Raw genomic sequence first — 20411 nt, 5'->3', positions numbered from 1 at the left:
GGTGAGCAACCGCCAGGAGATGGTGAGCAACCGCCAGGAGATGGTGAGCAACCACCAGGAGGCGGTGAGCAACCACCAGGAGATGGCGACCAACCAGGCGACACTGACAAAGAAGAAGATCCAAAAACTGAAGATGAAGAAGAAAAAACTGAAGATGATGACAGTGATAAGTTACCGAAAACTTCAACTTCACTGTATAACTTCATTGCCATTGGTGTTGGATTGTTATTATTAGGAGCTTTAGCGATTTACATTCAATACCGAAGAAGAAACGAAATGGCTTAATAGCCGCAAAATAAACTGGTTCAAGGTGGATTTCACTTTGAACCAGTTTTTTACATGATGACATCACTTACATTCATTTCTACTTTTAATTTCAAGATGTTAGCGGTATGATAGTATACGGTATTATAAAATAATAGTTAAGGAGAGATGGTTGTGGAAAATCAACAACTAGAAACAAATGCTCAGCATCCAAGAACAAACGTTGAGCAAAACTCAGTCGTTAGTTTATCTGATTGGATGATTACAATTTTACTAATGGCTATTCCCATTGTGAATATTGTTATGTTATTTGTATGGGGCTTTGGAGGCGGAACAAATCCAAGTAAAGCCAATTATGCAAAAGCGACATTAATATGGATTGGAATCGGAATTGTTCTTTACTTATTTATTATCATACTTACCGTAATATTTGCTTTTTCGTCATATTAATAAAAGGGTAGGTTCAAGCAGTGCTTCTTCCCTACTCTTTTTTTGATGATGTAATGGAAAAATGATAACTCCTGCCTACATAAGTGAAACATCAAACATGGTAAAATATATAATGATTTGTGCCAATTTACGGCAATAAAACCAAAAAAAGAAAGTGGTGGTGTTGGAAGGATGGAACAACAAGTACCAAGTAAAAAGATGTATGGGCTTGCTATTGGAATATTTTTAGTAGGAACGATTTTACTGTTTTTCTTCTTTATCAATTCGGGTGTGTTTAAACAGGGAGAAAGATTGATTGTACCTGGAGAATCACAATTCACATTAGATTCAAAAGGGAAGTATACGATTTTTAATGAGTATCAAAGTGTTTTTGATGGGAAAGTATATTCAAACGAGCAAAGTATCCCAGGACTGCACGTTGCTCTAACAGACCCATCTGGCCAAACAGTAGAATTGGAGCCAATCAACATAAATTCCACGTATACTCTTAATGGAAGAGAAGGGGTAGGTGTTTTAACTTTTAGCGTTGATGAAGTGGGTACATATACGATGGCAGGCTGGTATGACAATGACACTCAGGCTACAGAGGTCGTTGTTTTAATTAAGAAGACGTTTTTAAGTGAGGTTTTTATCGGTATTGGAATATTTATAGGTGGATTTATCTTTGCTTTAATTGTATTTCTATGGACGTTTATTAAGCGAAGAAAAGCTACAAAAACAATACCAAGTGCTCAAGGGTAAGGGTAGTATAGATAACTCTTCATTTTAAAGAATATAATAGTATGATAGACTAAAATTACCAAATTAAATTGAAGCTGAGGGTATACGCATGAAAAAGTGGGTAAAAGCAGTCATTATACTATTATGTGTGAGTGTCGTTTTTCAACTTTATCAAGTTATGAAAATAAGTCAGTTGTCATATCACAATAAAATGTTAACCGAACAACTAGATTCTAATAGGGAATGGGTAGATAATCGTTTAACTTATATTGAGGAAAAACTCCATGAAGTTAACCAAGCAAATCAATGGATTCCTTATGTCGACTTTCAGCCTAATCAAGATCAATCATCAGCAAGCAATATTGTTCTAGATATGGAATGGTCATTTAACGAAATTAATGTAAATGATAGTGTAACGGTTTTTTACAAAGATGTGGAGGAAAAAGATTGGAGTGAAACAGAGGCCACCTTTACTTCTGGAACAACGTATACTAGTACGGTGAATTTAAATCCTACAAAAACCTACATATACAAAATCGTATCGGATGGAGACATAAAAAAAGGTACTGACCAAGCTTATATTCCAGAGCATTTATACCGAGCATCTAATGTAAGTATTAGCTATTCTACTTCTAAAGGAAGAGAGAATGACCCAGTTTTATTTGAAGCAACGATTGAACAGTACGATGTGAATTTTGAATTTCAAAAAGTAGAAAGTGCAACAGCAACACTTAATTTTAAAGATGGTACAACAAAAACAGTTCCATTTACAAAAGGAGCATATGAAGAAGAATACTATAATGACGAATGGGATCGTGATGGTGAATATTGGTCGGTTCGAGCGGAAGAAAAAGACATCTTATCGGTAGATGTTGAATGGACTTTTCAAGATGGAAATACACAACACGAAACATATTATATTGAACATTATTATTTAGATGAATAAGGTATAGAGTTAAAAACCTATTTCATATGTAGACCTAATAAAGAAACCTCCTATTCATTCGAATAGGAGGTTTTCTTTATTATTTTTTTTGTTTTGTCATTTTAAGCTTGTACGGGGAAATACTAGAGTTGCCGTTTACTTCATGGATTTTAACGTAATATGTTCCTTTTTTTAGTGTGACAAAGAATTTTTCTGCGTCGCCTTCACCATAAACATTTTTCGTGGTGACTTTTTTACCTTTTGAGTTGTAAATTGTAACTACTCCATCTAAATCAGTAGGGACGTTTAGCTCAACTTTATATTTGCTCTTTTTGTCTACAACAATGCGGTAATAATCAGTGTCGCCTTTGTTCGTCGTTGGATTAATATAGCCTGTTGCAGAGAATGTCCCAGCTTTACTCGCTTTTAGTTTTACTGGTTTAGTTGGTTTACTATTTTTAATTTTATTTCCTTTGTCTTCATCGATTCGTTTCGATGCATTGGAAATGGTAAAGTCATACCCGAAGTAAGAAGCATCCATTTCATAATTGTACAATACGATGAAGTATTTTGCGTTTTTCTTAGCATAAAAAGAACCGCGCTCTTCCTCACCAGCCCATCCTTCAAAGAAAGTCATAGCACTGCCTTCTTCTTCTGGGTCGAGAATACCGTTTTTGTTTTTGTCTTCAACAATAATGACATCAGGGTCAATTTGTTTTAACCCTTGTTCTGGTACATTTTTAAGTGTTGTTTTTGATCTTGGCTTCACATTAAATCCGTAAATCCCCGCTGTTTTTGCCGAGAAGTAATAAATATCATTATCTGAAGATGTTTCAAAATAACCTCGATATTTACCCTCTCCAATACGTGTAGCTTCCTCAAACGTATCATTATTTTCATGGATATCTTTTGGGGTAGAACGAACAAATTTTGTTGAAAATTGATATTCATCAAATGTCGGACGTTGGTTTACATCTGTTACAAAGATATAGTACGTTTGATTCGCTTTTAACCCAGCATGTATAATTGGCTCTCCGTAAAATCTATCATTTGCATAATCATAGTTCACATTTGAGGCAACAGGGTAAAGTTGACCCGCAAACTCATCATATGTGTAAATTTCTAACACAGGGATATTGCCTTGGCTAGATAAATCAATTTGGTAGAACCCTTTTTTCTTTGGTGTTAAAGCATACCAATCTTCATCACCCGAATACTGAATATAGCCACGATTCACTTGGCCGGTCTTCGTTGGAATCGCGATATCAGGGATTTGTGAGTAATAGTCGTCTTCTTCATAATTAGAAGTCATTTCGTCTAAACGCACGGCCTGAAGTGATTTATTCTCCCTTTTTGCTATATCATACATATGGTCAGGGAATTCTTGGTCTTCTTCATATTGCCCATTTGGAAAGTTATCTTCATCATCAGGTAAAAACTTCGAATCAATTGTAAGTTCATATGGGATGGTAGAAGAGTAGGATTTTGTTATGTCAACTTCTTCTCCCCACCACCAGAAATCAGGATCTAAATTAGGATCACTTGTGACTTCAATAATATAGGTTTGACCTGGATACCCATTAAACGAAAAGCTTTCAGCCTGACCAGTTCCACCATTATTAATGGAGTCTATTAACCATCTATCCTCGTAATACTCGTCTTCATCCTCAGAATAATAGTTTTCTAGCTCATAAATATTCACAATGATGTCGATACCAGGTACACTAGAAAGTTTTACTTTTAACGTCTCCGGTTTGTTATTTGCATTTTCAGGAATCGTGAACATAAAATGATCAGTATCCCATGATGGACCATCTTCTTCTGGGTATTCATCCCAAGGTTCTTCCTCAATCGGTTCTTCTTCGCTTGGAGAATCCTCAATTGGTTGTTCGTCTAAAACGTTAGCTGCACTTGTCTCTTCAACCTTTTGCATCGAGTCACTAGTTGTTTCGTTTTCTTCTTTACTTGTTGTTTCACTTGCTTTTTCACTTTGTTCTTGTACAGCAACATCTTCACTAGACTCAATGCTAGTTTCTTCATTTGTTGTTTCTACTGTTTGTTCTTCTGTTCCTTCTTGTTCTGATTGATTTTCATCAGTGTCTGTTTCTTCTATTATTTCTTCTTCAACCGTTTCTTCAATCGGCTCATCTACGGCAGGCTCATCAGTAGGTTCCTCAGTTTGTTCTTCATTGACAGATTGCTGTCCAGTTGGTTCTATCTCAGTTCCAGGTTCCTGTTCAACTGGGTTTTCTTCAACCGGTTCTTCTTCAACTGGAGGCTCTACATATGCTGTTGGTGTGAAATAAAGGTTTCCAAAATCTCGTTTTGATTGAAATGGAAAACTAGTGATTTCAAGTGGGTTCCATTCGGCGATACCATCGTTTGGAAGCTCGGTAGTTTTTGAAATCGATAGAGTATAAGAATTACTTGCTTTTTCATTGTATTTTTTTGTAGCATCTTTTACACCGATGACAATCGTACCATTAGTTGGGGCTTGAAAAAGTGAACCTTCTTTACCACCGTGAGCGATGTCATCTACTTTTGTATGAACAAGAGGCTCTTTTTCTCCTTCAGGGAAAAAGTATAATTCATACATATAATCATATTTAGATTTAGGTGCTAATGTCAGTTGAGTGTACTCACCTTCTGTTACATTTAAACGATACCAATCAGTTTGATACAGTTTTGTAATTTGGCCTTTTACACTAGTATTTGGACTAGCTGTGACCTTTTTTGATTTCGAAAGTAATTGGCTTTCAGTTAAGAATGTTGTTTTTGGAACTTTTTTCTTATCATATTTTAGCGCAGATACAGGGTTAACAAGACCAAAACCATACTTCGTATCATAGCCTTTCGCACCTAAATCCTTGGCAGTTTTGTTTAAAATATATTGAATTTCATGTGGTTTTAATTTGGGATCTTTCGATAAAAGTAAAGAGACAGTTCCTGTTACGACTGGAGTTGCCATGGAAGTTCCGTCAAGATACATATAGGTTGATTTGTTTGTGTAAGCAGCGTTATAAATGCCTTGTCCAGGAGCAACAATATCAACAGAGCCGCCATAAGTAGAAAAGTCAGCTAGTTCATTTTTATCATTTGTAGCACCGACACTAATAACCCCTTGGAAAGCAGCAGGATAAAATTTCATATCCATTCCTGAGTTACCGGCAGCTGCAACAACGGTAATATTAGCAGCTAATGCTTGGTTAATCGCATCTTCAATAATTGGTGATGGATATGAAGATCCAAGACTTAAGTTAATGACTTGGGCTTTTTGTTTAACCGCTTGTAAAATCCCTTCAGCTACTGTGTAGTCAGAAGAAGAAAAAGAACTTCCAAAAACATCAATTGATATAATGCTAACGTTTGGATTGACTCCATATCCTCCAACACCGTTATTTTTTTCAGAAGCAATTATTCCAGCCACATGAGTTCCGTGTAAATCTGGAATTCCTTTTTTAATTGGGTTAATCACATTATAATTTGAAACAATTTTATTTTTTAACTCAGGATGTTTTACGTCAATACCTGAATCAACAACAGCGACTCGAACTTTATTTTTTCCAGCAAGCTTTTGAGCACTGTCAATTTTTAACGTATCAAGATAATACATTTGGTCACGCTTTTGGTCTGGCACGGAAAGTTTTTGGATACGTGCACTTCGTGAAACAGAAATGACATCGGAACGTTCCGCATACTTTTCAGCAACGGCTTCTAAAGAGTTTCCTTTGTTTACTTTCACAATGTCATAGTTTAAACTACTGACTTTTTTTACTAAAGTCGTACCCATTTTTTTATGAGTCGACTTTGAAATTTGAGAACTGTATTTTACAACTAAGACATTGTCCTCAAATTCTGGGTTAAGTCCTTCTTTGTCTTTCGACATTGAATGAGCTTTAACTTGATTTTTTTCCAGTCCAAGTCGTTTAAAGACTTCTTGCTGGACGAGGTCCTTCTCCATTTCTTTACTCACTGCTGCGGAAACCGTGGATGGCAACACTAAACTAGCAATAAGCAACAAGCTAAATAAGACATTCAATCCCTTTTTCACTCGGTCATCTCCTCTAGGAATATGAATTCCTGTTAATATGTTCCAAGTTAAAATACGACTTGTTTTAAAAAAAAACCTCTAATTTCGATTTTTTTCTTTCGACAAAACCCACATAAATTTCGACAAAAAACAAGGGTGGATTAGAGGGGGGAAACTGTTCTGTTAGGAGAGAAATAGCAGAATGTATGTCCATCAATAAGAAAAGTTTTGGTCTAGCATCGAAAAGACGACCGCGTTTTTCTTAATGTTAGGAAACTATAAAATAGTCGTGTGTATAACATTGCTCTAATAAATTCTTAGAATGAATTAGGGACTTGGAGTATTATGAGATAAGCAAGAAAAGAGCGAAGTGAATCATTCAACACTTTGGTCGAGTTTAGCGAGTTAGCGATTTTGTAGTTTATCGTAAGTAAGCGGCCATGAAAACCGTTATCTGTGAACATTGCTAGCGTTTTGGAACGGTGGAGGACACAGGTGCAGTTATTCATAATATATCGCTAGGAAGAGAGTTACTTTTGCGTGAATAAGCGCTCCTGTGGCCGCGTAAAAACGGAAACCCCTATCATGTTCACAAATAACGGCTGTTCTGACCGCAAAATGAGATATGGGATGTGTTGGTTGTTCATCATACAGTTATTGCTTATGGAGCGGGAGGAGATTGGATCTATAAGATGCTGATGAGTCTGAACTGACAATCTCGATGATTGTATTAACGATTTTCACAGCAGTAAATCAGTCATTTTTTATATAGATAAGCGAAGTTTTGAAAGCTTATTCAAGAAGAGCACTTGTGGTTCACTGCCAAAAGCGGGCAGGCATCCGCACTTCGCTTGAAACGAAAAGGCGCTCCCGCGTTTTTCTTATCTTTCGCCGATAATGCCATAAAAAAATATTTTAGTGATATCTTCAGTGAGTGGCAGAACTTTTGGATAAATGTCTTCTCGTTGTAGATAATCCTTTAACATATGGATATAAAATAAGATAGCCTCATTTGATAAAGTAGGGTCAACATATCCTTGTTCCATCCCTTCTTTAAATAAATAAGTAAAATACGGAATCGATTTTTCTTCATAGATTTTTTCAATATAACTGCCACCAAGACTGTATTCCTTCATCATGAATTGGTAAAATTCTTCATGAATTTGTTGAGAAACTTCCTTTTTATTAAAAATAATTTTTTTGATTTTTTCTGGGAAAGGAAGGTCGCTATAAACAACTTGTTCAAATTCAAGAGAAGCTTTATCAATGTAATAAATAAAGACATCTTTTGTTAATTGGTGTTTGTTTTCGAAATAGTTATATATCGTAACTTGAGAAACATTGGCTTCCTTTGCAATTTCGGCAATCGATACTTTTTGAATTCCATAGGTTAAATATAATTGTAATGTTGCTTCTAATATATCTTTTTTCTTTTGTTCTCTTCGTCGTTGAAACCCATCCATTTATGTTCACCTCAATGTCATTTTAATTAAAAATATGAAATAAAACAAACGATTCATTTCAAAACCCTCTTGTTAAATTAGAAAGTTTTATATATTATGAAATATATGAGTTTAAATATTTCATAATTTAAAGAGGGAAAAGGGGAGTTATGGTTATGACCATTGTAAAAACAACGAACCTAACAAAAAAGTTTGGTGCATTTACGGCATTGCAAAGCGTTAATTTAGAGGTGAATCGTGGAGAAGTGTTTGGATTTATCGGTCCTAATGGAGCAGGAAAGTCTACAACGATTCGAATTTTGCTCGGAATAATAAAAGCATCAACAGGAGAGGCCACGGTGTTTGGTCAAGATGTTTGGAAAGATGCTGTTGATATTCATAAACGGATTGCTTATGTGCCAGGTGATGTTAATCTTTGGCCGAATTTAACAGGTGGAGAAGTGATTGATTTATTTATTTCATTACGAGGGAATGGAGAAAAAAAGCGTCGAGAAGAGTTTATTGAGAAATTTAATTTAGACCCTTCGAAAAAATGTCGAACCTATTCAAAAGGAAATCGTCAAAAGGTGGCACTTGTTTCTGCTTTTGCTTCTGATGCTGATTTATTTATCCTCGATGAGCCAACTTCAGGACTTGACCCTTTAATGGAAAAAGTCTTTCAAGAATGTGTTATGGATGCAAAACGAGAGGGGAAAAGTGTGTTGTTGTCTAGTCACATATTATCAGAAGTAGAAAAGCTTTGTGATCGTGTAGGAATTATTAGACAAGGTGAAATTATTGAGTCTGGTACATTACAAGAATTACGTCATTTAACGAGGGTCAATTTATTTGTTGAAACAATAAAACCAATGATTAACCTAGCGAAACTGCAAGGGATTCATGAACTCGAGCAAAGAGAAAATGGCTGGTCTTTTCAAGTGGATAATGATGACCTTGATGCAGTGATAAAATATGTGAGTGAATTTGGAGTAAAGCGCTTGGAAAGTACACCGCCAAAGTTAGAAGATTTATTTATGAGGCATTATGAAGGAGAACAGAATACAGGAGGTGAGTAAAAAATGTTGAAATCATTGTTTAATCAAACAAGCAGGCTCATAACGTTTATCGTTCGTCGCGACCGGTTTCGTTTTTTAATTTGGACTTTCTCCCTTGCGTTTCTTACTGTTGTAACCGCGTCATCATTTTCAGGGCTATATTCAACAGAACATGAAAGACAGGCGATTGCGGAAACAATGAGAAATCCTGCAATGACCGCGATGTTAGGACCAGGATATGGATTGGAAAACTACACGGAGGGTCCAATGATGGCTCACCAAATGCTATTATTTACAGCTGTATTTGTTGGAATCATGAACATATTGCTTACAACTCGTCATACACGGCAAGATGAAGAAGATGGTCGTATTGAACTCATTCGTTCTTTACCGGTAGGGCGTCTTTCCAACAGTAGTGCTACAGTAGTAGTACAATTTCTCATCAATATCCTCCTTGGATTTGTAACGAGTATTGGGTTAGTCGCCTTACGAATTGAAAGTATCGATATGGCAGGTTCATTACTATATGGAGCTAGTTTAGCTACGATAGGTATGCTCTTTACAGCTATCACTGTTTTCTGTGCCCAATTGTCGGATAGTTCAAGAGGAACGATTGGCTTAGCCTTTAGTTCACTTGGTATTTTTTATATGATAAGAGCGATAGGAGATGTGAATCATGAATGGTTATCATGGTTTTCACCCCTTGGCTGGGTAATAAGAACCGAAGTCTTTGTGAACAATGAATGGTTTCCTATCGTGTTAATTATGTTTTCAGCTTTTGTAATTGTAGCTTTGGCGTTGTTGTTAAATGGAATTCGTGATTTAGAGTCTGGGTTTTTAAGAACACGCCCAGGTAAAAGACAGGCGTCTATGTGGTTACAATCTCCATTTGGCTTAGCATGTCGATTGCAACGTACAAGTATAATTGCATGGGCAATTGGAGTATTTGTTCTAGGTGTGTCATATGGTTCAGTGTTCGGTGATTTAGAAAATTTCTTCCTAAGTAATGAGATGTTAAGTGAAATGTTAACACCAGTAGAAGGGGTAACGTTAACCGAACAATTTTTAACGATGCTTATGTCAGTCATATCTATGATTTGTACGATTCCAGCTCTTCTTATGGTCCTAAAGCTAAAGGCAGAGGAAAACAAAAATCGGATAGAGCATCTAGCTGTTCGTGCGGTCTCACGTCAAAAAATAATGGGTAGTTATCTACTATTAGCTATTGTCATTAGTATGATGATGCAAATTCTAGCCGTCTTAGGCTTATGGATGGCCGCCGATGCAGTGATGGAGCATCCGATTTCATTTGTCATAATGTTGAAAGCTGCAATGGCTTATTTACCAGCTTTATGGATTATGGTCGGAATGATTGTTTTCTTAATTGGATACTTACCTAAATTAACAACAATAACATGGTTATATCTAGGTTATTCATTTACCGTTGTATATTTAGGAGGATTGCTTCAGTTTCCAGAGTGGATGTCATTCCTTTCCCCTTTTGGGCACATTCCTCAGTTGCCTGTTGAGGAATTTAAATTATGGATATTCCTATTACTGATAAGTGTTTCTGTTGTATTAATTGTCACAGGATTTATTGGCTATCGAAAACGGGATTTAGTTGGATAATGCATAAGGGGTTCAATCTGTCGGGGTTGACGGATAGAACCCTATTATTGTTTGTTATTTGTCTTCTTCTTTTTTGTTAAACCATAATGCTTCGTTATTGTCGACCTCTCCATTATAGTTAATAAAAATTTCTTCGCCAGCCTTAATATCTTTATACGCATAATAATCAAATGTATGATTATCGAAATTTATATCATACGTTGCGTTAGGAGTATAAGAATGATTAAATAACATCCCATAGCCTAGTACAATGGCTGTATGATTAATCCCATATTCAAAAGCATAATCAGCTAAAATGGTTTTTTCAATATGTTCATGTTCTTCATTCGGATACGGTATGACAGGTGCTTCATGAAATAATTGCCCTTTTTTTATGTCTACTTTTGCAAACACGCCTCGATTAAATTCCTCTTCGTCACAAATTGTTGATTTTTTAACTTCAATCATTGTTGTCACCTTCTATATTTTTTCGTCTATTTGACTGTATCATGGCATACAAAAATAAACAATGGCACTAGAGAAAAAAACACTTTTGATTTGTCGTTCATTCAGAGTATGATAAAGGTAATAAAGTCGGTGCAGGAAAAAGGAGAAGAGAAATGGCTCGAGATCAAAATCTAACAATCATCGAAAAAGAAAAAATGTACCAGCAAATCGTCGAGTATTCTTTTGAAACAACGATTATTCATTGTAATGAAAAAGTCATTTACATTAATCAATCAGGTGCAAATTTTCTAGGAGCAACGAAAGAAGAAATAATCGGAAAGAATATAGTTGAGGTGTTTCTAGAAGATTCAAAAAGGATGATAAGAGAACGAATTCGAAAAGCGACCGAAGAAAATGTGATTGGTGATTTAATTGAAACGACAATCCAAAAGTTTGATGGGTCTTTGGTCGAAGTTGAACTTTACTGTCATCCCGTAAAGTTTGGTGAGTCGAATGCAATTCAATCTATCATTCGCGACATCACAAGTCGAAAAGAAGCGGAAAAGAAACTGCGAGAAATGGTCCGTGAAATTGCGACGCCAATTGTCCCTGTATTTGAAGGGATTGCAGTGATTCCGTTAGTTGGAAATGTTGATTTAGACCGGACAAATCAGCTCGTTACGATTATTCCACAAAAAATGCAAGGGCATAACCTTGAACATTTAATTATTGATGTGTCAGGAATTTATAACATTGATGAAACAGTCATCGATTTTATATATGAAATAAATTCAATAATGAAATTACTCGGCATTTCACTTATTTTTACAGGGTTACGACCTGAACTTGCTCATAAGGCAGTAGAAGCACGTATGAATATTACTTCGATTAAAACGAAGTCAACGGTGAAACAAGCATTAGAACAATTGATACAACTATAACCAAAAAAAAGTGTTATCAGTCTTTGACTGTAACACTTTTTTTGGTTTTTACTTTTCTAAATCCTATTTATGAGAGATTGATTGTAAACTAGATTGACATATAAGGTTAACGATCATAAAATTTAATTGTTAACTAAATTAATAATCAAGTTAACATTTGATACTGTGAAGAAAGTAGGTGATAACAATGAAGGAAACTCCGTTATATAGTGTAAGAATGCGAGCAGCTGAAGGTGGTTCTCATGAAGAAGGTGGAAAACATATTTCTGGCGGAGAAGTGATTTCATCTTTGGATGAGTTGCGGTCGTCTGTTGATTTACTTTTAAAAAAAGCGCTTACCCACTCTAGAGGCGTTCCGGATTTTTTGCAAATTCAATGCGATGCGATTACAGAACCGATTCAGTTTGTTCCGCCTTTGAAAGTTTATACAAACAATGTTGAAACGATAAAAGAGGGACAGTGTGTCGCAAAAGAACTGTTGCAACAAAACGGGATTTCGGCTGCTGTCATTGAAAAAGCCTATGAGCAATTGCCGCAGTTCTCGCATAGTGGAGCATTGCTTATTGATGCTAAAACCGGAACACGTATCATTGGGGAGCGATCTGTTCGAGTTTCAAAAATGGATTGGAACGAAACAAACTTTTTATCATGGGTTAAAAAGAATGAATTCCTGCCTAATGAAAGACTAAAAGAAGCGCTCGTACTTGCGACAAAAGTAAGTTATCATCCTGCAACGGTAGCTGAATTATGTTGGTCTGACGATCCTGATTATGTGACAGGGTATGTCGCGAGTAAAGCAATAGGATATCAGCGTATTACGAGAATGAAGGAATGGGGTGACGACCAAGGTTGTCGAATATTTTTCGTGAATACGGCTTATGACATGGATACATATATTGCATATTTAAAAACAGAACCACTATTTGTTTTTTGGGAGGAGAACGATGGAACGAAATTTAGAAGAAAAAAGTAAAAAATATTTATGGTTGCCATTTACTCAAATGAAAGATTATGATGAGCATCCTTTAATTATAGAAAGTGGCAATGGTATAAAAGTGAAAGATATTCATGGAAAAGAATATTATGATGGATTTTCTTCTGTATGGCTAAATGTACACGGTCATCGTAAGAAAGAACTAGATGAGGCCATTATAGCTCAGTTAAGTAAAATTGCTCACTCTACGTTATTAGGGATGACAAATGTACCAGCAACTGAATTAGCCGAAAAATTAGTGAACATTAGCCCGGAAAACTTAACGCGCGTGTTTTATTCAGATAGTGGTGCAGAGGCAATGGAAATTGCATTAAAGATGGCATTTCAATATTGGAAAAATAAAGGGAATGAAAAGAAACAGAAATTTATCTCAATGCAAAATGGTTATCATGGGGACACGATAGGTGCAGTCAGTGTTGGCTCTATCGAATTATTTCATCAAATGTATGGGCCACTTATGTTTGAAAGTTATAAAGCGCCGTATCCAAACGTTTACCGTTTTGAAGAGGGCGATGCCAATCAGTGCAAAGAAGAATGTTTAGAGATGTTAGAACAATTGTTACAAGAGCAACATGAAACGATTGCAGCTTTATCCATTGAGTCGATGGTTCAAGGGGCAGCAGGAATGGTCGTTATGCCTGAAGGTTTTTTAGCTGGTGTAAGAAGATTATGTACTAAATATAATGTTCTTATGATTGTTGATGAGGTTGCGACTGGATTTGGTCGGACAGGAAAAATGTTTGCCTGTGAACATGAACAAGTTCAACCTGATTTAATGGCCGCAGGAAAAGGGATTACAGGAGGATATTTGCCGATAGCGGTCACGTTTACAACCGAAGAGATTTATCGGGCATTTTATGATGATTTTCAAAACCAAAAAACATTCTTTCATGGACATTCGTATACAGGAAATCAACTTGGCTGTGCAGTGGCCATAGCGAACCTTGAACTGTTTGAAAAAGATAAAATCGTCGAGCAAGTTCAGGAAAAATCAAAGCAACTTCAAACTCTATTACGAGAGTTGACACAATTACCTCATGTAGGAGATATTCGGCAATTAGGATTTATGTGTGGGATAGAGCTTGTTAAGAATAAGGATACAAAAGAAAGTTATCCAAAGGAAGCGAGAATGGGTTATGCTGTTTCTTTAAAAATGAGAGAGTTGGGCATGTTAACCAGACCGATGGGGGATGTCTTAGTGTTGATGCCACCACTCGTAAGCACGTTAGAGGAGTTGCGGGACATGGTCAACATTATGAAACAAGCAATTATTGAGGTTACTGATGAATGAACTAGACGCCGTACTTAAACAAAAAATGAACAAAACGAAAGAAGCGGGATTATATCGTCATTTACAAAAAAAAATGAATACCGCACCAAAGCCTAAGATGATAGTAAATCAAAAAGAACTTCTAGTTTTTTCTTCAAATGACTATTTAGGGCTAGCCAATGACAAGCGATTAATCGAAGCGGCTCACAACGCGATGAACCACTTTGGAGTAGGTAGTAGTGGTTCAAGATTAACAACAGGAAATACAGAATGGCATGAAAAACTAGAACAGAAGATTGCGAGTTTTAAACAAACAGAAGCAGCTTTACTTTTTTCAAGTGGATATTTAGCGAATGTCGGAGTTTTAACAACGTTACCGCAAAAGGGAGATATTATTTTTAGTGATGAGCTCAACCATGCGAGTATTATTGATGGTTGTCGCCTTTCAAAAGCAGAGACTGTCATTTATCTGCATATTGACATGAACGACCTAGAGGAGAAATTACGACAGACGGAACCGGGTAGGCAGAAATTTATTGTCACTGATGGAGTATTTAGTATGGATGGCACGATGGCTCCCCTACCACGATTACTAGCCTTAGCAGAGACGTATGGCGCTTTTCTCATCGTTGATGACGCTCACGCTACAGGAGTGCTAGGAGCGAATGGGGGAGGAACGAGTGAATATTTTGGAGTCGAACCACATGTCGTGATTGGAACATTAAGTAAAGCGGTTGGGGGAGAAGGAGGATTTGTAGCTGGATCTGCAATTCTTATTGACTATTTGGTCAATCATGCGAGAACGTTCATTTTTCAAACAGCACTCCCTCCTGCTAGTTGCGCGGCTGCGTGTTGTGCAATCGAAATCATTGAAAGTACAAAGGAAAAGCGTGACCGATTATTTGCGAACATAAGGACAGTAAAAGAAGGTTTATCTGCTCTTGGTTTTGATGTGAAAGGAGTAGATACACCTATCATTCCCGTCATCATTGGCAAGGAAACAAAAGCATTAGTATTTGCAGAAAAGCTCATGCATCACGGAATTTATGCACCAGCCATTCGTCCTCCTACGGTAAGAAAAGGAGAAAGTCGAATTCGGTTGACAGTAACAAGTGAACATACACGAGAAGATATTACGAAACTACTTGATGTTTTTCAATCTATCGGAAGAGAGTTGAATCTAGGTACATGACAGGAATTTTTATTACAGGGACAGATACAGATGTAGGAAAAACGATTATATCTGCAGGTATTAGTGGTGTGCTACAAAAACGACAATATGATGTTGGGGTATTTAAACCGATGTTAAGTGGAATCCAAAGGGACCATCCTAGCAGTGATACAAGGATGTTAAAAGAATATTCGGGAACGCAGCTAACGTATGAAGAGATTACACCATACTCATTCCAAGAACCGTTAGCGCCTTTTGTTGCAGCCAAGCTTGAAAACAGGGTTGTTGAACTGTCAGACATCATCCGTCACTGGGAAAACATAAAACAAAAGCATAAGCATTTTATAGTCGAGGGTGCTGGGGGAATTGCGGTGCCAATGGGGAAGCAGTATTTAGTGAGTGACGTAATACAAGCATTACAACTCCCGATTGTCATTGTAGCAAGGCCAAATCTCGGTACATTGAACCATACGTTTTTGACGGTTCAGTATGCGAAAAGTCTAGGCCTACAAATTCTAGGGATTATCATTAATGGAAAAAGCGAGACGGGCGATGTAGCTGAAAAAACGAACCCTGAGTTGATGGAAGCTTTGTGTGGTGTGCCGTTGCTTGGAGTGACGCCAAAACTAAAACAAGTTTCAAAGGAAGCTGTTATTTCAATGGTAGAAGCAAATGTTAGGATGTCAAAACTAGAAAACTATTTGGAGGGGAAAAGATGAATAGATGGAATGAATATGCGACGAAAGTTTTGCAAGGAGAGCAATTAACAAATGAAGAGGCTTTAACTGTATTAGACTGTCCAGATGATGATGTGATGTTGTTAATGCATGCAGCCTTTCAAGTGAGAAAAAAATATTTTGGGAAGAAAGTAAAACTTAACATGATTATGAATGCCAAATCAGGTCTTTGTCCTGAAAACTGTGGGTACTGTTCACAGTCTTCGTTATCAAAAGCACCAATTGAAACGTATCGAATGGTAAATAAAGAAACATTAGTGAAAGGCGCAAAACAAGCGTACGAACTAAATGTCGGCACATATTGTATTGTTGCTAGCGGACGTGGTCCATCCAATAAAGAAGTAGACCACGTTGTTGAGGCAGTAAAGGAAATTAAAGAGCTATATGGGTTAAAAGTATGTGCTTGCTTAGGGTTACTAAAACCAGAACAAGCGTTGCGATTAAAAGAAGCAGGAGTGGACCGCTATAACCATAATTTAAATACGTCTGAACGGAATCACTCAAATATTACAACATCTCATACATATGACGACCGCGTAAATACGGTTGAAGTTGTTAAGCAATCCGGGATGTCACCTTGTTCAGGTGTTATTGTCGGAATGAAAGAAACGAAACAAGATGTCATTGATATTGCCAATAGTTTACGTGTATTAGATGCTGATTCAATTCCGGTTAATTTTCTTCATGCGATTGATGGGACACCACTAGAAGGAGTACATGAGTTAAACCCGTTATATTGTTTAAAAGTGTTAGCGTTATTTCGATTCGTTAATCCAACAAAAGAAATCCGGATTTCAGGAGGAAGAGAAGTGAATTTACGCTCACTCCAACCACTTGGTTTATTTGCGGCGAACTCTATTTTCGTGGGAAATTATTTAACAACGAGGGGACAAGAGGAATCTGAAGACTACAAGATGTTACAAGATTTAGGATTTGAAATTGAGAGTGTCGAAGAAATGAGAGAAAGTTTAGCGACGAACTAGGGAGAGGGTAGTTTTGGAACAAACGCTTGCAATGTTGAAAAATGATGATTTGATAAACCCGTATGATTCCTATGAGAAAATGCGTGAACAATCTCCTATTTTGAAAAAACGGTTATGTAAGCAATCGGGATGGTTTGTTACGGGATATAAGGAGGCGAAAGCGATATTAACGGATTCTCGCTTTCAAACACGGATCCCTTTACCGACAACAACAAAGAAATACGAAACAACAGCAACGGTCCAAAAAAATATGGTGTTGTACCAAAACCCACCAGACCATAAAAAGCTACGTGAGATTATGAGTGAGTATTTTACAACAAAAGCACTAGCGAACATAAACGAAATGATGGAAAAAACGACGGAAGAACTGGTAAGAGAAGCGAAAAAAAAGAAAACGTTGGATGTCGTTTCAGAGTATGCTTTTCCGTTGGCAAGTTCTGTTATTGCTTCGATTATTGGTGTTCCTGAAAAAGATAAAGAGCTTTTTCGAAAATGGGCCTATTCGTTAGTACAAACGATTGATTTAAATCGCAACCGTAAAGCTTTACTCGAAGGAAACGATACGGTTGATGCGATGGTCACTTATTTTCATGAGCGAATGAAAATACGGGATATGTCTGACCATAGTTTGTTACATGGCTTGATGCAAGCGAAACAACAAGGGAAAGTGACAGAAGATGAAATTGTCTCGACCTGCATTTTACTTTTAATTGCTGGTCATGAAACAACGGTTAATTTAATTAGCAATCTTGTTTACTGTTTCGCACAATTTCCGGATCAATACGCCGCTTTGCAAGAGCGTCCTACTCTTGTGAAAGGCGCAGTAGAAGAATGTTTACGCTTTGAGAGTCCGACTCAATTGACAGCACGAGTTGTGTCGGATGATTGTGTATTACATGGAGTAGAAATGAAAAAAGGGGAACAAGTCTACATTATGCTAGGAGCGGCAAATCGAGATCCAGCACAGTTTAAAGACCCGAATCTTTTCATAATTACACGTACACCAAACGCACACCTCACCTTTGGAGCAGGTCAACATTTCTGTATCGGTTCGATGCTTGCTAGACTTGAAGCCGAAGTTGCCATTGAAACGTTACGAAATCATCTTTCTACCATTAAACTTGATAAAGCAGAAATCCAATGGCGTAAACTTGCTGGCTTTCGAGCATTAGAAAAGTTAACATTACAATTACAACAATAACAACAATCCCAAAAGGTGTAGTTTCATCTTTTGGGATTGCTTTATTACACAAGTCGACAAATTTATATTAAAATAGAGGGGGAGAAAAGATGAATGCGATAAGATAATTTTACATATAAGATTGGAGCTTTTGAAACAATGTATCGTAATTTACAAGAATGTATTATCGATTTAGAAAAGAACGGGCATTTAGTTCGGATAAAAGAAGAGGTAGACCCGAACTTAGAAATGGCGGCCATTCATTTAAAAGTATATGATGCAAACGGTCCCGCTTTGTTGTTTGAAAATGTAAAAGGTTCTAAGTATCCAGCAGTGTCGAATTTGTTCGGTTCTGTAGAACGGAGTAAGTTTATTTTTCGAAAAACATGGGACTCTGTTCAAAGTGTTATTGCATTACGAAATGACCCGATGAAAGCATTAAAAAGTCCACACAAACAAGTGCGAAATGCTTTGTCGGCTCTAGCAGCATTACCGTTAAAGAAAAATGGACTTCCTGCGACACACCGTGAAATTCAAATTTCAGACTTGCCCTTAATCCATCATTGGCCAATGGATGGTGGGGCGTTTGTTACGTTACCTCAAGTGTATACAGAAGACCCGGAAAATCCTGGCATTATGAATTCGAATTTAGGAATGTATCGTGTGCAGTTAAGTGGAAATGAGTATGAACTGAATAAAGAAGTCGGTATTCATTACCAAATCCATCGAGGGATTGGGATTCACCAAGAAAAAGCAAGACGAAAAGGTGAACCATTAAAGGTGAGTATTTTCATAGGAGGTCCACCTTCCCATACACTATCCGCTGTTATGCCATTACCTGAAGGGTTAAGTGAAATGACATTTGCTGGTTTACTTGCTGGACGAAGATTTCGATACAGCTATGTTGATGGATATTGTGTTAGTCATGATGCAGATTTTGTTATTACCGGTGACATTCATCCAGGAGAAACAAAACCTGAGGGACCATTTGGGGATCATTTAGGTTATTATAGTTTAACGCATGAATTTCCGCTTATGAAGATTCATAAAGTGTATGCGAAAGAAAATGCAATCTGGCCATTTACGGTTGTAGGACGACCACCTCAAGAAGATACGTCCTTTGGTGATTTGATACATGAATTAACAGGGGATGCGGTGAAATCCGAAGTTCCTGGGGTAAAAGAAGTACATGCTGTTGACGCAGCAGGCGTGCACCCACTTCTTTTTGCAATTGGAAGTGAGCGATATACACCGTATCAACAAGTAAAACAACCTGCAGAGCTGTTAACGATTGCAAATCGGATTTTAGGAACAGGTCAATTAAGTTTAGCGAAATATTTGTTTATTACCGCTGAAGATGAAATTCCGTTAGATACGCATAAAGAAAAGGAATTTCTAATGTATATTTTAGAAAGAATGGATTTCCATCGTGATATACATTTTCAAACAAATACAACGATTGACACTCTTGATTATTCAGGTACAGGTTTAAATACAGGGAGCAAAGTTGTATTTGCTGCTTATGGTGAGAAGAAAAGAGAGTTATGCGAACAAGTTCCAAAAGAGCTTGCGCAATTAGATGGATTTCATAACGCCAAATTAATTATGCCTGGTGTTGTGGCAGTCGAAAGTGGACCATTTGTTGATGAGAAAAAGACAGCAGAAGAAATGAAGAAACTTAGTGTATCGATTCAAGCAAAAGGGGCTATTGAACAGTGTCCATTACTTATCGTATGTGATGATAGTGACTTTTTTACTGCGTCAATGAGCAATTTCCTTTGGGCGACATTTACAAGAAGTAATCCTTCTCATGACATCCATGGGGTGAATAGTCGGTATGAGCATAAACATTGGGGTTGCGACAATGTCATTATTGATGCGAGAATTAAACCACATCATGCCCCTCCACTTGTTCCAGATAAAGAAGTTGAAGCGAACATAGAACGCTTTTTTACAAAAGATGCCGTTTTGCATGGAGTTGTAAAATAACGACAAAATTTGGAGTGCCTTGAGAAATCAAGGTACTCCTTTTTTTGAAAGATAAGAAGTATAAAAATTTGGGTATAGCAGTGGAGCTTTGAAAGCTATTTCAAGAAGAGCGAAGGCTCCGCACTTCGCTTGAAAGAAAAGACGCTCCGCGTTTTTCTTTAATGAGTAGGCTGTCTGGACATTTGTTCCGTTATTTTATATGAAA

Annotated in this window: 17 protein-coding genes; 14 read left to right on the top strand and 3 right to left on the bottom strand. The window is 37.0% G+C overall.

The window, feature by feature from the left end:
• The 4 genes from T323_RS29250 to T323_RS0121565 form a co-directional block, all read left to right on the top strand.
• The coding region (locus T323_RS29250; protein WP_026675138.1) for an LPxTATN C-terminal sorting signal domain at positions 1 to 285 on the top strand (285 nt) is incomplete at its 5' end.
• Positions 286 to 438: 153 nt separating this feature from the next.
• Complete coding sequence (locus T323_RS27375; protein ID WP_243532528.1) at positions 439 to 714, top strand: M48 family metalloprotease; 276 nt, start codon at positions 439 to 441, stop codon at positions 712 to 714.
• A 171-nt stretch (positions 715 to 885) separates the two neighbouring features.
• On the top strand, positions 886 to 1455 hold the full coding sequence (locus T323_RS0121570) for a hypothetical protein (protein WP_026675136.1): 570 nt from the start codon (positions 886 to 888) through the stop codon (positions 1453 to 1455).
• 88 nt (positions 1456 to 1543) lie between these two features.
• On the top strand, positions 1544 to 2380 hold the full coding sequence (locus T323_RS0121565) for a hypothetical protein (RefSeq protein WP_026675135.1): 837 nt from the start codon (positions 1544 to 1546) through the stop codon (positions 2378 to 2380).
• 79 nt (positions 2381 to 2459) lie between these two features.
• On the opposite strand, the gene T323_RS0121560 is transcribed toward T323_RS0121565, so the two are convergent.
• Complete coding sequence (locus T323_RS0121560) at positions 2460 to 6410, bottom strand: S8 family peptidase (RefSeq protein WP_035179597.1); 3951 nt, start codon at positions 6408 to 6410, stop codon at positions 2460 to 2462.
• A gap of 860 nt (positions 6411 to 7270) precedes the next feature.
• Positions 7271 to 7852 carry a TetR/AcrR family transcriptional regulator gene (locus T323_RS0121555; protein ID WP_026675133.1) on the bottom strand — a complete coding sequence of 194 codons (582 nt, stop codon included), beginning with the start codon at positions 7850 to 7852 and terminating at the stop codon, positions 7271 to 7273.
• Between the two features lie 155 nt (positions 7853 to 8007).
• Here T323_RS0121555 and T323_RS0121550 point away from each other — a divergent pair, with 155 nt between their 5' ends.
• Both T323_RS0121550 and T323_RS0121545 read left to right on the top strand, forming a co-directional pair.
• Complete coding sequence (locus tag T323_RS0121550; protein WP_026675132.1) at positions 8008 to 8907, top strand: ABC transporter ATP-binding protein; 900 nt, start codon at positions 8008 to 8010, stop codon at positions 8905 to 8907.
• 3 nt (positions 8908 to 8910) lie between these two features.
• Entirely contained in the window at positions 8911 to 10515 is a 1605-nt protein-coding gene (locus T323_RS0121545) for an ABC transporter permease (protein WP_026675131.1), read from the top strand.
• Positions 10516 to 10569: 54 nt separating this feature from the next.
• On the opposite strand, the gene T323_RS0121540 is transcribed toward T323_RS0121545, so the two are convergent.
• Positions 10570 to 10962 (bottom strand): SET domain-containing protein, encoded by a 393-nt coding sequence (locus T323_RS0121540; RefSeq protein ID WP_035179594.1) that lies wholly within the window; start codon positions 10960 to 10962, stop codon positions 10570 to 10572.
• A gap of 152 nt (positions 10963 to 11114) precedes the next feature.
• Between T323_RS0121540 and T323_RS0121535 the strand changes: the two genes are divergently transcribed.
• The 8 genes from T323_RS0121535 (at position 11115) to T323_RS0121500 (ending at position 20206) form a co-directional block, all read left to right on the top strand.
• On the top strand, positions 11115 to 11882 hold the full coding sequence (locus T323_RS0121535; RefSeq protein ID WP_035179591.1) for a PAS domain S-box protein: 768 nt from the start codon (positions 11115 to 11117) through the stop codon (positions 11880 to 11882).
• 187 nt (positions 11883 to 12069) lie between these two features.
• A complete protein-coding gene (locus T323_RS0121530; protein ID WP_026675128.1) occupies positions 12070 to 12855 on the top strand; it encodes a 6-carboxyhexanoate--CoA ligase in 786 nt (261 codons plus the stop codon).
• A complete protein-coding gene (bioA, locus tag T323_RS0121525; protein ID WP_026675127.1) occupies positions 12827 to 14167 on the top strand; it encodes an adenosylmethionine--8-amino-7-oxononanoate transaminase in 1341 nt (446 codons plus the stop codon). The genes T323_RS0121530 and bioA overlap by 29 nt, the downstream gene beginning before the upstream one ends.
• Positions 14160 to 15338 carry an 8-amino-7-oxononanoate synthase gene (gene bioF, locus T323_RS0121520; protein ID WP_035179588.1) on the top strand — a complete coding sequence of 393 codons (1179 nt, stop codon included), beginning with the start codon at positions 14160 to 14162 and terminating at the stop codon, positions 15336 to 15338. Before bioA ends, bioF begins: the two co-directional genes overlap by 8 nt.
• The gene (bioD, locus tag T323_RS0121515) at positions 15335 to 16036 is read left to right on the top strand and encodes a dethiobiotin synthase (RefSeq protein ID WP_026675125.1); all 702 of its coding nucleotides are present in this window, start codon (positions 15335 to 15337) and stop codon (positions 16034 to 16036) included. The genes bioF and bioD overlap by 4 nt, the downstream gene beginning before the upstream one ends.
• A complete protein-coding gene (bioB, locus tag T323_RS0121510; RefSeq protein ID WP_026675124.1) occupies positions 16033 to 17037 on the top strand; it encodes a biotin synthase BioB in 1005 nt (334 codons plus the stop codon). Before bioD ends, bioB begins: the two co-directional genes overlap by 4 nt.
• A 13-nt stretch (positions 17038 to 17050) precedes the next feature.
• The gene (locus T323_RS0121505) at positions 17051 to 18238 is read left to right on the top strand and encodes a cytochrome P450 (protein WP_026675123.1); all 1188 of its coding nucleotides are present in this window, start codon (positions 17051 to 17053) and stop codon (positions 18236 to 18238) included.
• Between the two features lie 138 nt (positions 18239 to 18376).
• Positions 18377 to 20206, top strand: a complete 1830-nt coding sequence (locus T323_RS0121500) for a UbiD family decarboxylase (protein ID WP_026675122.1) — start codon at positions 18377 to 18379, stop codon at positions 20204 to 20206.
• The last annotated feature ends 205 nt before the right edge of the window (positions 20207 to 20411 follow it).

The organism is Alkalihalobacillus bogoriensis ATCC BAA-922, from assembly GCF_000621445.1.
Lineage (GTDB): Bacteria > Bacillota > Bacilli > Bacillales > Bacillaceae_F > Bacillus_AO > Bacillus_AO bogoriense.
Note: the sequence above shows the minus strand (reverse complement) of the source record. Positions and strands in the feature narration are given on the sequence as shown.

What these genes read in the sequence shown, in the direction of transcription:
- T323_RS0121570 (WP_026675136.1), top strand. Translation starts at nt 886, where the DNA reads ATGGAACAACAAGTACCAAGTAAAAAGATGTATGGGCTTGCTATTGGA.
- T323_RS0121565 (WP_026675135.1), top strand. Translation starts at nt 1,544, where the DNA reads ATGAAAAAGTGGGTAAAAGCAGTCATTATACTATTATGTGTGAGTGTC.
- T323_RS0121555 (WP_026675133.1), bottom strand. Translation starts at nt 7,852, where the DNA reads ATGGATGGGTTTCAACGACGAAGAGAACAAAAGAAAAAAGATATATTA.
- T323_RS0121550 (WP_026675132.1), top strand. Translation starts at nt 8,008, where the DNA reads ATGACCATTGTAAAAACAACGAACCTAACAAAAAAGTTTGGTGCATTT.
- T323_RS0121545 (WP_026675131.1), top strand. Translation starts at nt 8,911, where the DNA reads ATGTTGAAATCATTGTTTAATCAAACAAGCAGGCTCATAACGTTTATC.
- T323_RS0121540 (WP_035179594.1), bottom strand. Translation starts at nt 10,962, where the DNA reads ATGATTGAAGTTAAAAAATCAACAATTTGTGACGAAGAGGAATTTAAT.
- T323_RS0121535 (WP_035179591.1), top strand. Translation starts at nt 11,115, where the DNA reads ATGGCTCGAGATCAAAATCTAACAATCATCGAAAAAGAAAAAATGTAC.
- T323_RS0121530 (WP_026675128.1), top strand. Translation starts at nt 12,070, where the DNA reads ATGAAGGAAACTCCGTTATATAGTGTAAGAATGCGAGCAGCTGAAGGT.
- bioA (WP_026675127.1), top strand. Translation starts at nt 12,827, where the DNA reads ATGGAACGAAATTTAGAAGAAAAAAGTAAAAAATATTTATGGTTGCCA.
- bioF (WP_035179588.1), top strand. Translation starts at nt 14,160, where the DNA reads ATGAATGAACTAGACGCCGTACTTAAACAAAAAATGAACAAAACGAAA.
- bioD (WP_026675125.1), top strand. Translation starts at nt 15,335, where the DNA reads ATGACAGGAATTTTTATTACAGGGACAGATACAGATGTAGGAAAAACG.
- bioB (WP_026675124.1), top strand. Translation starts at nt 16,033, where the DNA reads ATGAATAGATGGAATGAATATGCGACGAAAGTTTTGCAAGGAGAGCAA.
- T323_RS0121500 (WP_026675122.1), top strand. Translation starts at nt 18,377, where the DNA reads ATGTATCGTAATTTACAAGAATGTATTATCGATTTAGAAAAGAACGGG.